This is a genomic window from Pseudomonas palmensis, assembly GCF_049942755.1.
Classification (GTDB): Bacteria; Pseudomonadota; Gammaproteobacteria; order Pseudomonadales; family Pseudomonadaceae; genus Aquipseudomonas; species Aquipseudomonas palmensis.
The window spans coordinates 1,037,756-1,052,005 of sequence record NZ_CP187958.1; the positions used below are offsets into that span (position 1 = coordinate 1,037,756).

The window sequence follows — 14,250 nt, forward strand, 5'->3', positions numbered from 1 at the left end:
CGCGCGACAGGGAGCGCTTTCGATGTCCAGAGGTTTCACTCGCCGGTCTACCGTCTCCACCCGCACAGCGGGCCTGCAACGTTGCACGCTGTCGCTGCTGACCCTGGCCATGCTGGCCGGCGGCGTCTGCAGCCTGCCGGCGCTGGCCGCCGAGCCCGCCCAGGCAGCCAACCCGCGCATGGGTGACTACCGCTTCGCCATTGCCCAGCAGCCGCTGGTGTCGGCGCTCAACGCGTTTACCGCCGTCACCGGCTGGCAGGTGGGGTTGTCCGCCGAGCTGGCCGAAGGTGTCGCCTCGCCAGGCGTGCGCGGCTCGATGCCGCCCGAGCAGGCCCTGCGCCAGATGCTCGCCGGCACCCAGCTGAACTACCGCAAGCTCAGTGCCGGCAATGTGGTGATCGAGCGCGCCGCCTCCAACGCCATCACCCTGCAGCAGGTGACCGTCAGCGCCACCCGTACCGCGCAGGACGTGAACCAGGTGCCAAGCACGGTGAGCGTGCAGACCCGCGAGCAGCTGGACCGCAGCAACGTCAACACCATCAAGGACCTGGTGCGCTACGAGCCAGGTGTCTCGGTCAGCGGCGTCGGCCAGCGCAGCGGCCTCAACGGCTACAACATCCGCGGCATCGATGGCGAGCGCGTACTGACCCAGATCGATGGCGTGTCGATCCCCGACAGCTACTTCTACGGCCCCTACGCCCAGACCCAGCGCAACTACGTCGACCCCGAGATCGTCAAGCGCGTGGAGATCCTGCGCGGCCCGGCCTCGGTGCTGTACGGCAGCAACGCCATCGGCGGCGCGGTCAGCTACTTCACCCTCGACCCGGACGACATCATCAAGCCGGGCAAGGACGTGGGTGCACGCCTCAAGGCCGGCTACAGCTCGGCCGACGAGAGCTGGCTGACCTCGGCCACCGTGGCCGGGCGCGAGGGCGATTTCGACGGCCTGCTGCACCTGAGCCAGCGCAACGGCCACGAGACCGAGTCCTACGGCAGCCACAGCGGCGATGGCCTGGCGCGCACCGAGGCCAACCCGCAGGATGCGCGCACCACAAACGTGCTGGCCAAGCTGGGCTGGAACTACGCCGACGACGCGCGGCTGGGCCTGACCTACGAGCGCTACAAGGATGATCGCGATACCAACCAACTGAGCGCAGTGGGTGGGCCGTTCATTCCCGGCTTTGGTGCCTCCAACTCCTACCGCGTACGTACCGGCAACGACACCGTCACCCGCGAGCGATTTGCCATCAACCACGAATTTGCCCTGGGCAGCCTACTGGCCGACAACATGAAGTGGAGCCTGAACTACCAGATCGGCAAGACCGACCAGCGCACCGAAGAGGTGTATGCGGCCAGAGGGCGCGAGGTGTTCCGTGATCGCCAGACCCTCTACCAGGACCGTCAGTGGGTACTCGACGCCCAGCTCGACAAAGCCTTCAGCCTTGGCGATACCGAACACCTGCTGACCTACGGCACCACGCTCAAGCAGCAGAAGGTCACCGGTTCGCGCAGCGGCACGGCAACCTGTCTGAATGTGGGCGGTACCTGCCGCGCCGTTGGCGATGCCAGCCCTGTGGACGCCCAGGTCAAGGTCAGCGACTTCCCGGACCCGACCATCAACACATACAGCCTGTTCGCCCAGGACGAGATCCGCTGGAACGACTGGACTTTCCTGCCGGGTGCACGCTATGACTACACCCGCCTCAAGCCCGACATGACCGACGAGTACCTCGGTGCACTGGGCAGCGCCAACAGCGTCAATGACGCCGAGAAGAAATGGCACCGCGTCTCGCCCAAGCTGGGTGTGACCTACGCCTTCAACGACAACTACACCTGGTACGGGCAATACGCTGAAGGCTTCCGCACGCCGACGGCCAAGTCGCTGTATGGTCGCTTCGTGAACCTGGCAGGCGGGTATACCGTGGAGCCGAACCCGAACCTGGAGCCGGAAAAGAGCAAAAGCTACGAAACCGGCCTGCGCGGCAACTTCGATGCGGGGCACTTCGATGTGGCGGTGTTCTATAACAAGTACCGCGACTTCATCAACGAAGACGCCGTGCAGTCGTCCGACCTGGGCAACACCTTCGCCGCCAACAACATCAAGCACGCGACCATCAAGGGCGTCGAGTTCAAGGGCCGCCTGAGCCTGGCGCCTTTTGGCGCGCCAGAGGGCCTGTATGCTCAGACCTCCCTGGCCTATGCCAATGGCCGCAACGACGACACCGGCCAACCGCTCAACAGCGTCAACCCGCTGACCGGGGTGTTCGGCCTGGGCTACGAACAACGCGACTACGGCACCCTGCTCAGTTGGACCGTGGTCAAGCGCAAGAACCGCGTCGATGACACCAACTTCTTCGCCCCCGACGGCAGCAGCGGCCGCTTCCGCACCCCGGGCTACGGCACGCTGGATCTGAGCGGGTTCTACAAGGTTACAGACGACATCACCATCAATGCCGGGGTGTACAACCTTGCCGACAAGAAGTACTGGCAATGGGATGACGTGCGCAGCTACGCCACCGTGGGCAAGGATGGCCTGGGTGAAGCGGCGGTTACCCAGCCGGCCAATCTGGACCGCCTGACCGCACCGGGGCGCAACTTCGCCATCAACCTGGTGTGGGATATCTAGACGCTACGCCGGCAAGGCCGGCTCCCACAGGGAGCTGGCCTGCCGGCGAATGGCCCGCAACCTTTTTTACTATTTCCACGCCCCTCATTCGTCTAGTTACTAACGTCTAGTCACCCGCTCACCATTTCCCAAGGATGCCCCATGACCGCAACCGCCGAACGCCCTGCCCTGCGCTCGCAGCGCCTCAACCAGCTCACCCATGCGCCGCACAGCGAGCTCGATGCGCTGGTCAAGTCCCATGCCCCCTTCGACACCCGCGAAAGCTTCGCCCGTTTCGTGGTCGCCCAGTACCTGTTCCAGTCCGAACTCCAGGCGCTGTACAACGACCCGCAACTGATCGCCATCGTGCCCGACCTGGCCGAGCGCTGCCGCGCCGAACAGGCCCGCCTCGACCTCGCCGACCTCGACACCGCAGTACCGGCCGCCTTCCCCGGCGCCGTGCACAACCCGAGCCTGGGCGCCGCCATGGGCTGGATATTCGTCTCCGAAGGCTCCAAACTCGGCGCCGCGTTCCTGATCAAGCGCGCCGTCGGCCTGGGCCTGTCGGACAGCTTCGGTGCCCGTCACCTGGGCGAGCCGGCCGGTGGTCGCGCCGAGGGCTGGAAGCAGTTCACCCGCATCCTCGATGGCCTGGAGCTCAGCGCCGAAGAAGAAGCGGCCGCTGAACAAGGCGCCGTGGCTGCGTTCGAACGTTTTACCGAGTTGCTCAAACACGCCTACGCCACCGCGCCCAAGGCCGAGCTGGCCTGATGCGTGCCGGGCCGGCCAGCCGCGCTGGCAGCCGGCCCTCACCTGTGCAGTCAATGGACCCCATGACCCGCCCATCCACCTCCAAGCTGTCCCGCGTGCTGTTCGGCCTGCTTGCCTATGTAAGCCTGGGCATCGGCCTGGTGGCCATCGTGATCCCCGGCCTGCCGACCACCGAGTTCATCCTGCTCGCGGCCTGGGCTGCCACGCGCAGCTCGCCGCGCCTGAGCGCCTGGTTGGAAAACCACCGGTTGTTCGGGCCGATCCTGCACAACTGGCGCAACGGCAAGGTGATTCAGCGCCGGGCCAAGGTCAGCGCCACGCTCAGCATGCTGCTGTGCGCCGGCCTGATGCTGGTGTTCATCGGCCTGCGCTGGCCGGTAGGGCTCGCCATCGGCGGCATGGCCCTGGGCAACCTGTGGATCTGGTCGCGCCCCGAGCGCGTGCCTGCCGCCCCGCATTTGACCAATCAGCCCTGATGGTCTGCAATGGCCCACCAACGGGAGGGCCAACCATGAGTCATGTTCTCAACAGCATCGTCAGCGCCCTGGGGTTAGCCCAGGATGCGCTTGAGCACCTGCACCTGCACACTGCAGGAGCCCTGCCATCGACCTTCGAAGTCACCGAACTGGCCAGTGCCAGCATTGCCGCCACGGGCCTGGCCATCGCCGACCTGCTCGCCGGCCAGACCGGCACGCGCCCCGGGGTGCAGGTGGACCGACGTCTGAGCTCCCTGTGGTTCGCCACCAGCATTCGCCCCCAGGGCTGGAGCCTGCCGCCGCTGTGGGACGCCGTGGCAGGCGATTACCCGACCCGCGATGGCTGGATCCGCCTGCACACCAATGCCGCGCATCACCGCGCCGCTGCCGAACGGGTGCTGGGAGCGGTACACGACCGCGATCAGATGGCCCGGCGGGTTGTCGAGTGGGAGGCAGAGGCGCTGGAAACTGCCGTGGTGGCTGCGGGCGGATGTGCCGCGCAGATGCGCAGCTGGCAGCAATGGTCGGCGCACCCGCAGGGCATGGCGGTCAATGCCGAGCCGCTGATCGATCGCAAGGCTGGGCCGGCTGGCGAACTCAAGGGCTGGACCGGCACCGCGGCGCAGCCGCTCAAGGGGGTACGCGTGCTGGACCTGACGCGCATTCTTGCCGGGCCCGTTGCCAGCCGCCTGCTGGCGGGGTTCGGTGCCGACGTGTTGCGCATCGATCCGCCGGGCTGGGAGGAGCCCTCGGTGGTGGCCGAGGTGACCTTGGGCAAGCGCTGCGCGCGCCTGGACCTGCATGCTGCAGAGGACCGCGCGGTGTTCGAAGGCCTGCTGGCAGGTGCCGATATCCTCCTGCACGGCTACCGCGCCGACGCGCTGGAGCGCCTCGGCTATGGCGCCGAACAACGGCGCAGGCTCAACCCCGGGCTGATCGATGTCAGCCTCAATGCCTATGGCTGGAGCGGCCCGTGGCAGCATCGTCGCGGCTTCGACAGCCTGGTGCAGATGAGCAGCGGGATCGCTCGCGAGGGCATGCGCTGGCGTCAGGGCGAGCGGCCGGTGCCGTTGCCGGTGCAGGCCCTGGACCATGCCACCGGCTACCTGATGGCGGCTGCCGCGATCCGTGCACTGGATGAGCGGCTGCGCAGCGGCTGTGGCGGCTCGGCGCGTCTGTCGCTGGCGCGCACGGCCAAGCTGCTGGTGGACCAGGGCACGGTGATCGAGGACTTGCCGTTGGCCGGCGAAACCGAGGCAGACCTGGCCCCGGCCGTGGAGCAGACGCCGTGGGGGCCGGCCAGGCGCCTGCAGGCGCCGTTGCAGGTGCAAGGCGCGCCGCTGGTATGGGCGCGGGGGGCTTGCGAGCTGGGGTCGGCCGAGCCTCGCTGGTGACCGCCAGAGGCTCTTCGCCGGCAAGGCCGGCTCCTACAGAAGGTCGCACCAACCTGTAGGAGCCGGCCTTGCCGGCGAACACCTCGGCACCGCTCTAAAGCGTCAACCACCCCGCATACAACGCATACGCCGCCACCCCCGCCCCCACCAGCACCGCCGCGAAAATCAGCTTCTCCCACCCGGTGAACAGCGGCTGCCCCTGCTCGTGCTTGGCGCGGTAGAACAGGATCACCCCCGGCGCGTACAGCAGCGCCGACAGCAGCAGGTACTTCAGCCCCCCGGCGTAAAGCAGCCAGATTGCATACACCAGCGCCACCCCGGCCACCAGCAGGTCCTTGCGCCGCGCCCCGGGGTGGCGCTCATAGGTTTCCCCGCGCAGTGCCAGCAGAAACGCATAGGCCGCCGACCACAGGTACGGCACCAGGATCATCGATGACGCCAGGTAGATCAGGCTGGTGTAGGTGCCCGCAGAGAACAGCGTGATCAGCAGGAACAGCTGGATCATGCAGTTGGTCATCCACAGCGCATTGACCGGCACATGGTTGGCATTCTCACGGGTCAGAAACCGCGGCATGGTCTTGTCGCGGGCGGTGGCGAACAGGATCTCGGCACACAGCAACGCCCACGACAGCAGCGCCCCCAGCAGCGACACCGCCAGCCCCAGGCTGATCAGCAGCCCGCCCCAGGGCCCGACGATATGCTCCATCACCGAGGCCAGTGACGGGTTCTGCAAGCCGGCAAGCTCCGGCTGGGTCATCACCCCCAGCGACAGCACGTTGACCAGCACCAGCAGCGCCAGCACCCCGAGAAAGCCGATCACCGTGGCCTTGCCCACGTCCGAACGCCTTTCGGCACGGGCCGAATACACGCTGGCGCCCTCGATGCCGATGAACACGAACACGGTCACCAGCATCATGTTGCGCACCTGGTCCAGCACCCCGCCGAACTTGGGGTTGCTCAGCCCCCAGATGTCGCGGGTGAAGATATCGGCACGAAACGCCACCGCCGCGATCACGATGAACATCACCAGCGGCACCACCTTGGCCACGGTGGTCACCAGGTTGATGAACGCCGCCTCCTTGATGCCGCGCAGTACCAGAAAGTGCACCGCCCACAGCAATAGCGAAGCGCAGGCGATGGCGATCGGCGTGTTGCCCTCCCCGAACACCGGAAAGTAGAAGCCCAGGGTGCTGAACAGCAGCACGAAGTAGCCCACGTTGCCCAGCCAGGCGCTGATCCAGTAGCCCCAGGCCGACGAAAAGCCCATGTACTCGCCAAACCCGGCCTTGGCATAGGCATATACACCCGAATCGAGCTCGGGCTTGCGGTTGGCCAGGGTCTGGAACACGAACGCCAGCGCCAGCATGCCCACGGCGGTGATGCCCCAGCCGATCAGCACGGCGCCGACGTCGGCCCGCGCGGCCATGTTCTGCGGCAGCGAGAAGATACCGCCACCGATCATCGAGCCCACCACCAGCGCGACGAGCGCACCCAAGCGCAGTTTCTGTCCTGGTTCGGACATGCAGTTCCCCTTTTCGTCCCGCGTTGTCATGGTGCTGTTACACACTAGGCCTAAATATAAGCACAGCCCTGACGTTTATAGTGGATTGTCTTCAAAACTATAACCTTCATAACTAGTACGTCTATGCCGAGGCGAACTAAACAGTGAGTTTTGCGTACCCCATCTACTTCATCAAGCAAACAAGATCTTTTCTCGTCAAAAATTTGCTAAACCCGTAAAAGCGACTAGCTTCAAATCTCGCAGCCATTCAGAGCGAATGCTCTAGAAAAAGGCTGGAGGTGCCATTGCACAAGGCTTGCGGGGTGTCGGCGAGGCGCCGGCTGCAGCGCTTCAAGTCCTTCAACAACAATGGAATGTATCAATGAACTGACCTGAATCAGCTCTCGTCACGCTTGCTGGATTTATTCTGGCATCTCTCTTCTCCTGGAATGGAGTTATCCAATGTCAGACACTCCCGGAAAACTACGACTGGGTGCGTTAGTCGCACTTGTAGTGGGTTCCATGATCGGCGGCGGCATCTTCTCGCTGCCGCAGAACATGGCCGCCAGCGCCGATGTCGGCGCCGTGCTGATCGGCTGGGGCATCACCGCCATCGGCATGCTGACCCTGGCCTTCGTGTTCCAGACCCTGGCCAATCGCAAACCTGACCTGGACGGCGGCGTATACGCCTACGCCAAGGCCGGCTTTGGCGACTACATGGGCTTTTCGTCCGCCTGGGGCTACTGGATCAGTGCCTGGCTGGGCAACGTGGGCTACTTCGTGCTGCTGTTCAGCACCCTGGGCTACTTCTTCCCGATCTTCGGCGAAGGCAACACCCCGGCGGCGATCATCGGTGCCTCGATCCTGCTGTGGGCAGTGCACTTTCTGGTGCTGCGCGGCATCAAGGAAGCAGCGTTCATCAACCTGGTCACCACCGTGGCCAAGGTCGTGCCACTGGCGCTGTTCATCCTGATTGCCCTGTTCGCGTTCAAGCTGGACATCTTCACCGCCGACATCTGGGGCACGATGAACCCGGACCTGGGCAGCGTGATGAACCAGGTGCGCAACATGATGCTGGTCACCGTGTGGGTGTTCATCGGCATCGAGGGCGCCAGCATCTTCTCGGCCCGCGCCGAAAAACGCTCCGACGTGGGCAAGGCCACCGTGATCGGCTTCATCACCGTGCTGTTGTTCCTGGTACTGGTGAACGTGCTGTCGCTGGGCATCATGACCCAACCGGAACTGGCCAAGCTGCAGAACCCGTCGATGGCCGCCGTGCTCGAGCACGTGGTCGGTCACTGGGGCGCGGTGCTGATCAGCGTCGGCCTGATCGTCTCGCTGCTGGGGGCCCTGCTGTCGTGGGTACTGCTGTGCGCCGAGATCATGTTCGCCGCAGCCAAGGACCACACCATGCCGGAGTTCCTGCGCCGCGAGAACGCCAACCACGTGCCGGCCAACGCCCTGTGGCTGACCAACGCCATGGTGCAGATCTTCCTGGTCATCACGCTGTTCTCGGCCAGTACCTACCTGTCGCTGATCTACCTCGCCACCTCGATGATCCTGGTGCCCTACCTGTGGTCGGCGGCCTATGCGTTCCTGCTGGCACTGCGCAGCGAAACCTATGAACAGGCCCTGGCCGAACGCAAGAAAGACCTGATCATCGGCGGTATCGCACTGCTCTATGCCATCTGGCTGCTGTACGCCGGTGGCGTCAAGTACCTGCTGCTCTCGGCCCTGCTGTATGCCCCTGGCGTGGTGCTGTTCGCCAAGGCCAAGCGCGAGGTGGGCCAACCGATCTTTACCAACGTGGAGAAGCTGATCTTCGCCGCCGTAGTCATTGGCGCCCTGGTGGCGGCCTATGGCCTGTACGACGGCTTCCTGACTCTGTAACCCCCCGTATTCGCAACTTGGAGGAAATGAACCATGTCCACGGAAAAAGCTAAGTACGGCGTACATTCCGAAGCCGGCAAACTGCGCAAAGTGATGGTTTGCTCCCCAGGCCTGGCCCACCAGCGCCTGACCCCGAACAACTGCGACGAACTGCTGTTCGACGACGTACTCTGGGTCGCCCAGGCCAAGCGCGACCACTTCGACTTCGTGACCAAGATGCGCGAGCGCGGCATCGAAGTGCTGGAAATGCACAACCTGCTGACCGACATTGTCGCGATGCCCGAAGCACTGGACTGGATTCTGGAGCGCAAGGTCACCGCCGACTCGGTGGGCCTGGGCCTGATCAACGAAGTGAAATCCTGGCTGCGCAGCCTGGAGCCGCGACACATCGCCGAGTACCTGATCGGCGGCGTCTCGGCCGATGACCTGCCCGACAGCTTCGGTGGCAAGACCATCCAGATGTTCCGCGACTTCCTGGGCCACTCCAGCTTCATCCTGCCGCCGCTGCCCAACACCCAGTTCACCCGCGACACCACCTGCTGGATCTACGGCGGCGTGACGCTGAACCCGATGTACTGGCCGGCGCGTCGCCAGGAGACCCTGCTGACCACCGCCATCTACAAGTTCCACCCGCAGTTCACCAACGCCGATTTCGAGATCTGGTACGGCGACCCGGACAAGGACCACGGCAACTCCACCCTCGAAGGCGGCGACGTGATGCCTATCGGCAACGGCGTGGTACTGATCGGCATGGGCGAACGCACGTCGCGTCAGGCCATCGGCCAACTGGCGCTGAACCTGTTCAAGAACAAGGCCGTGGAACGCGTGATCGTGGCCGGGCTGCCGAAGTCCCGCGCTGCGATGCACCTGGACACCGTGTTCAGCTTCTGCGACCGCGACCTGGTCACGATCTTCCCCGAAGTGGTGAACCAGATCGTCGCCTTCACCCTGCAACCCGACGAAAGCAAGCAGGGCGGCATCGACATCCGCCGCGAAGAAGCCAGCTTCCTCGATGTGGTGGCCAAGGCCCTCAAGCTGCCCAAGCTGCGCGTGGTTGAAACCGGTGGCAACAGCTTCGCCGCCGAACGCGAGCAGTGGGACGACGGCAACAACGTGGTGGCCGTGGAGCCGGGCGTGGTCATCGGCTACGACCGCAACACCTACACCAACACCCTGCTGCGCAAGGCCGGTGTCGAGGTCATCACCATCAGTGCCGGCGAACTGGGCCGCGGACGTGGGGGCGGCCACTGCATGACCTGCCCGATCGTGCGCGACCCAATCGACTACTAAAACGACCATCGTCCGGCCGCGCCCACAAGGCGCCGGCCGGGCCGATCAGCCCTTTGCGTTCTAAAAGAACAGGAGCAACATCATGGCGTTCAACATCCACAACCGCAGCCTGCTGAGCCTGGAACACCACACCCCGCGCGAGCTGCGCTACCTGCTGGACCTGTCCCGTGACCTCAAGCGTGCCAAGTACACCGGCACCGAGCAGCAGCACCTCAAGGGCAACAACATTGCGCTGATTTTCGAGAAGACCTCGACCCGCACCCGTTGCGCCTTCGAAGTGGCCGCCTATGACCAGGGCGCCAACGTCACCTACATCGACCCCAACTCCTCGCAGATCGGCCACAAGGAGAGCATGAAGGACACCGCCCGCGTGCTCGGGCGCATGTACGATGCCATCGAGTACCGTGGCTTCAAGCAGGAAGTGGTCGAGGAACTGGCCAAGTTCGCCGGCGTACCGGTGTTCAACGGCCTCACCGACGAATACCACCCCACCCAGATGATCGCCGACGTGCTGACCATGCGCGAGCATGCCGACAAGCCGATCCACGACATCAGCTACGCCTACCTGGGCGATGCGCGCAACAACATGGGCAACTCGCTGCTGCTGGTCGGCTCCAAGCTGGGCATGGACGTGCGTATCTGTGCGCCCAAGGCCCTGTGGCCGCATGACGACCTGGTGGCACGCTGCAAACAGTACGCAGAGGAAAGCGGTGCCCGCATCACCCTCACCGAAGACCCGAAAGCTGCGGTCAAGGGCGTGGACTTCATCCACACCGACGTGTGGGTATCGATGGGCGAGCCGGTCGAAGCCTGGGGCGAACGCATCAAGCAACTGCTGCCATACCAAGTCAACGCCGAGCTGATGAAGGCCACCGGCAACCCACGCACCAAGTTCATGCACTGCCTGCCGGCGTTCCACAACTCCGACACCAAGGTCGGCAAGCAGATCGCCGAGCAGTACCCGCACCTGGCCAACGGCATCGAAGTGACCGATGACGTGTTCGAGTCGCCGGCCTGCATCGCCTTCGAGCAGGCGGAAAACCGCATGCACACGATCAAGGCGATCCTGGTGTCGACCCTGGCCGACCTGTAACCCCGCCAGGAGCCGGCGCTGCCGGCTCCTGCACCCTAGAAAGGACATCATCATGCGTATCGTTGTTGCATTGGGCGGCAACGCCCTGCTGCGCCGCGGCGAGCCCCTGACCGCCGACAATCAGCGCGCCAACATCCGTATCGCCGCCGAACAGATCGCCAAGATCCACCCCGGCAACGAACTGGTCATCGCCCACGGCAACGGCCCGCAGGTCGGCCTGCTGTCGCTGCAGGCGCAATCCTACAAACCCGACGAAGCCTACCCGCTGGACGTGCTCGGTGCCGAAACCGAAGGCATGATCGGCTACATCATCGAACAGGAGCTGGGCAACCTGCTGGATTTCGAGGTGCCCTTCGCCACCCTGCTGACCCAGGTGGAAGTGGACGCCAACGACCCTGCCTTCAAGGACCCGACCAAGTTCATCGGCCCGGTCTACGGCAAGGAAGAAGCCGAGCGCCTGGCCAAGGAAAAAGGCTGGGTGGTCAAGGCCGACGGCGACAAGTTCCGCCGCGTGGTGGCCAGCCCCAAACCCAAGCGCATCTTCGAGATCCGCCCGATCAAGTGGCTGCTGGAAAAGAGCAGTATCGTGATCTGTGCCGGGGGTGGCGGCATCCCCACCATGTATGGTGAGAACGGCAAGCTGCAGGGCATCGAGGCGGTGATCGACAAGGACCTGTGCTCGTCGCTGCTGGCCGAACAGCTGGACGCCGACCTGCTGGTGATTGCCACGGACGTGAACGCGGCGTATGTCGACTTCAACAAGCCGACCCAGAAAGCCATCGCCCAGGCCCACCCGGACGAACTGGAGCGCCTGGGCTTTGCCGCAGGCTCCATGGGGCCGAAGGTGCAGGCCGCTTGCGACTTTGCCCGGCACACCGGCAAAGTAGCGGTTATCGGCTCGCTGGCCGATATCGAAGACATCGTCAAGGGCACTGCCGGCACTCGGGTGAGTACGTCCAAGCCGGGTATCGACTACCGTTGATGCAGTTGGGCGGATCTGCAGGTCCGCCCGTTTCAACCTTCCAGAGGAGCCGCCATGGCCATATTCGAACCCGGTCATCTGCACATCGAGCGCCATGCGCTGAACAAGGCCGATTACAGCTACAACCTGTGCATCGACTACAAGGTTGAGCAGGATCCCAAGGAAGGCAAAGGCATGAGTTTTCGCATGCATGGCACCATCGAGGACAAGCCGATGGACGAAACCTTCTTCATGCCCAAGGACCAGGCCTTCGACTTCGCGCGGCAGGCCTCGATCATCGCGCAGAAGTACGGCATGCCCAAAACCGCCAGCATCAGCTCGCTGCACAAGATCTACGACATGATGTTCGAGGATGTGCGCGCACAGCTCGATGTGAAATCGGGCGACCCGGTCAAGCCCGAGCACCTGGGCTAGCCCACCACGACCTCATCGCGGGTCAAGCCCGCTCCCACAAAAATCACCTGCGCCTGTGGGAGCGGGCTTGACCCGCGATTCGACCGCGCAGCGGTCGCAGGGCATACTTGCCATCCCGGCAAGCCAGAACATCCCCCATGCGTATCCACGTCAGCTTCATCGACCGCGTCGGCATCACCCAGGAAGTGCTGGCCCTGCTCGGTGCCCGCCACCTCAACCTGGACGCCGTGGAGATGGTGCCGCCCAACGTCTACATCGACGCCCCGACCCTGAGCCCCGACGTGCTCGAAGAGCTGCATGACGCGCTGTTCAACGTGCACGGCGTGCAAAGCGTGAAAGTGGTCGACATCCTCCCCGGCCAGCGCCGCCACCTGCAGCTCGATGCCCTGCTCGCCGCCATGAGCGACCCGGTCCTGGCCCTGGACAGCGCCGGCCATGTGCTGCTGGCCAACCCCGCATTGATCGCCCTGTGCGGCCAGGACCCGGAGGGCCGCTCGGTGGGTGAGCTGTTCGGCGACCCGCAACTGCTCGATGCGCTGATCGAACAGGGTTTCCACCTGCCCCTGCGCGAAGTCACCCTCAACGGCCAGACCCTGCTGCTCGACGCCACCCCGATCACCAACGCCGGCGCCCTGCTGACGCTGTACCAGGCCAACCGCATCGGCGAACGCCTGTCGGCCCTGCACCACGACCATGCCGAAGGCTTCGACGCGCTGCTCGGCGACTCGCCGCCCATCCGTACCCTCAAGGCCCGCGCCCTGCGTGTGGCGGCGCTGGATGCGCCGCTGCTGATCCACGGCGAGACCGGCACCGGCAAGGAACTTGTAGCCCGTGCCTGCCACGCCATCAGCAGCCGCCACAACGCACCCTTCCTGGCACTGAACTGTGCGGCGCTGCCGGAGAACCTGGCCGAGAGCGAGCTGTTCGGCTACGCCCCCGGTGCCTTCACCGGCGCGCAACGCGGCGGCAAGCCGGGGCTGATGGAGCTGGCCAACCAGGGCACCGTGTTTCTCGATGAAATCGGCGAGATGTCGCCTTACCTTCAGGCCAAGCTGCTGCGGTTTCTGAGCGATGGCAGCTTTCGCCGCGTGGGCGGTGATCGCGAGGTCAAGGTCAACGTGCGCATCCTCAGCGCCACCCACCGCGACCTGGAAAAGATGGTTGCCGAAGGCAGTTTTCGCGAAGACCTGTTCTACCGCCTGAACGTGCTCAATCTGGAAGTGCCGCCGCTGCGCGAGCGTGGCCAGGACATCCTGATGCTGGCGCGTGCCTTCATGCGCCAGGCCTGCACGCAGATCCAGCGTCCGCTGTGCCGGCTGGCGCCGGGCACCTACCCGGCGTTGCTGGGCAACCGCTGGCCGGGCAACGTGCGCCAGTTGCAGAACGTGATCTTTCGCGCTGCGGCCATCTGCGAGAGCAGCCTGGTGGATATTGGTGACCTGGACATTGCCGGCACCTCGGTGGCGCGCCAAAGCGATGGTGAAGTGGCCAGCCTGGAGCAGGCCGTGGAGAACTTCGAGCGTGGCCTGCTGGAAAAGCTCTACGTCACCTACCCCTCCACCCGCCAGTTGGCCAGTCGCTTGCAGACTTCGCACACGGCTATTGCGCATCGGCTGCGCAAGTATGGCATTCCCGGAAAGGAAACCCTTCCGTAGCGAATTCGATACACCGTATCGATTTCGCTACATCGCCCGTTTGCCACTGTAATGCAAGGTTTTGATCCCTCTGCGCTTTTTCAATACTCGACAGGTGTAGCGATTTCGCTACGACCTGCATAACGAGCAGCGCCGACAAATACATAACTAATTGATTTGTAAGCATTTTTTATAAATGG

Annotated in this window: 11 protein-coding genes; 10 read left to right on the plus strand and 1 reads right to left on the minus strand. The window is 64.4% G+C overall.

Annotated elements, in window-relative coordinates; all coding sequences use genetic code 11:
- Positions 1-22: 22 nt before the first annotated feature.
- The 4 genes from ACPRTJ_RS04855 to ACPRTJ_RS04870 all read left to right on the plus strand — a co-directional run bounded on the left by ACPRTJ_RS04855 (position 23) and on the right by ACPRTJ_RS04870 (position 5,246).
- Complete coding sequence (locus tag ACPRTJ_RS04855; protein ID WP_100633039.1) at positions 23-2,626, plus strand: TonB-dependent receptor; 2,604 nt, start codon at positions 23-25, stop codon at positions 2,624-2,626.
- Positions 2,627-2,767: 141 nt separating this feature from the next.
- Positions 2,768-3,376: a biliverdin-producing heme oxygenase gene (locus tag ACPRTJ_RS04860; protein WP_043860379.1), complete on the plus strand. Its 609-nt coding sequence runs from the start codon at positions 2,768-2,770 to the stop codon at positions 3,374-3,376.
- 62 nt (positions 3,377-3,438) lie between these two features.
- Complete coding sequence (locus tag ACPRTJ_RS04865; protein WP_043860378.1) at positions 3,439-3,852, plus strand: YbaN family protein; 414 nt, start codon at positions 3,439-3,441, stop codon at positions 3,850-3,852.
- A gap of 35 nt (positions 3,853-3,887) precedes the next feature.
- Positions 3,888-5,246 carry a CoA transferase gene (locus tag ACPRTJ_RS04870; protein WP_043860377.1) on the plus strand — a complete coding sequence of 453 codons (1,359 nt, stop codon included), beginning with the start codon at positions 3,888-3,890 and terminating at the stop codon, positions 5,244-5,246.
- Between the two features lie 94 nt (positions 5,247-5,340).
- Here the strand turns inward: ACPRTJ_RS04870 and arcD (ACPRTJ_RS04875) are convergent, their stop codons facing one another.
- Positions 5,341-6,768 (minus strand): arginine-ornithine antiporter, encoded by a 1,428-nt coding sequence (arcD, locus tag ACPRTJ_RS04875; RefSeq protein ID WP_054915087.1) that lies wholly within the window; start codon positions 6,766-6,768, stop codon positions 5,341-5,343.
- Between the two features lie 441 nt (positions 6,769-7,209).
- Between arcD (ACPRTJ_RS04875) and arcD (ACPRTJ_RS04880) the strand changes: the two genes are divergently transcribed.
- From arcD (ACPRTJ_RS04880) to ACPRTJ_RS04905, 6 genes are all read left to right on the plus strand, one after another.
- Positions 7,210-8,637 (plus strand): arginine-ornithine antiporter, encoded by a 1,428-nt coding sequence (gene arcD / locus ACPRTJ_RS04880; protein ID WP_054915088.1) that lies wholly within the window; start codon positions 7,210-7,212, stop codon positions 8,635-8,637.
- A gap of 33 nt (positions 8,638-8,670) precedes the next feature.
- On the plus strand, positions 8,671-9,927 hold the full coding sequence (gene arcA, locus ACPRTJ_RS04885; protein ID WP_043862423.1) for an arginine deiminase: 1,257 nt from the start codon (positions 8,671-8,673) through the stop codon (positions 9,925-9,927).
- A gap of 82 nt (positions 9,928-10,009) precedes the next feature.
- Complete coding sequence (locus ACPRTJ_RS04890; protein ID WP_043862424.1) at positions 10,010-11,020, plus strand: ornithine carbamoyltransferase; 1,011 nt, start codon at positions 10,010-10,012, stop codon at positions 11,018-11,020.
- Positions 11,021-11,072: 52 nt separating this feature from the next.
- The gene (gene arcC, locus ACPRTJ_RS04895) at positions 11,073-12,002 is read left to right on the plus strand and encodes a carbamate kinase (RefSeq protein ID WP_043862425.1); all 930 of its coding nucleotides are present in this window, start codon (positions 11,073-11,075) and stop codon (positions 12,000-12,002) included.
- A gap of 54 nt (positions 12,003-12,056) precedes the next feature.
- Positions 12,057-12,416, plus strand: a complete 360-nt coding sequence (locus ACPRTJ_RS04900; protein ID WP_043862426.1) for a DUF5064 family protein — start codon at positions 12,057-12,059, stop codon at positions 12,414-12,416.
- 137 nt (positions 12,417-12,553) lie between these two features.
- Positions 12,554-14,071, plus strand: coding sequence for a sigma-54-dependent transcriptional regulator (locus ACPRTJ_RS04905; RefSeq protein ID WP_100633036.1), 1,518 nt, complete (start codon positions 12,554-12,556; stop codon positions 14,069-14,071).
- The last annotated feature ends 179 nt before the right edge of the window (positions 14,072-14,250 follow it).

Coding starts and splice junctions, on each gene's coding strand:
- ACPRTJ_RS04865 (WP_043860378.1), top strand. CDS start 3,439: ATGACCCGCCCATCCACCTCCAAGCTGTCCCGCGTGCTGTTCGGCCTG.
- ACPRTJ_RS04900 (WP_043862426.1), top strand. CDS start 12,057: ATGGCCATATTCGAACCCGGTCATCTGCACATCGAGCGCCATGCGCTG.
- arcD (WP_054915087.1), bottom strand. CDS start 6,768: ATGTCCGAACCAGGACAGAAACTGCGCTTGGGTGCGCTCGTCGCGCTG.
- ACPRTJ_RS04870 (WP_043860377.1), top strand. CDS start 3,888: ATGAGTCATGTTCTCAACAGCATCGTCAGCGCCCTGGGGTTAGCCCAG.
- arcD (WP_054915088.1), top strand. CDS start 7,210: ATGTCAGACACTCCCGGAAAACTACGACTGGGTGCGTTAGTCGCACTT.
- ACPRTJ_RS04905 (WP_100633036.1), top strand. CDS start 12,554: ATGCGTATCCACGTCAGCTTCATCGACCGCGTCGGCATCACCCAGGAA.
- ACPRTJ_RS04890 (WP_043862424.1), top strand. CDS start 10,010: ATGGCGTTCAACATCCACAACCGCAGCCTGCTGAGCCTGGAACACCAC.
- ACPRTJ_RS04860 (WP_043860379.1), top strand. CDS start 2,768: ATGACCGCAACCGCCGAACGCCCTGCCCTGCGCTCGCAGCGCCTCAAC.
- ACPRTJ_RS04855 (WP_100633039.1), top strand. CDS start 23: ATGTCCAGAGGTTTCACTCGCCGGTCTACCGTCTCCACCCGCACAGCG.
- arcA (WP_043862423.1), top strand. CDS start 8,671: ATGTCCACGGAAAAAGCTAAGTACGGCGTACATTCCGAAGCCGGCAAA.
- arcC (WP_043862425.1), top strand. CDS start 11,073: ATGCGTATCGTTGTTGCATTGGGCGGCAACGCCCTGCTGCGCCGCGGC.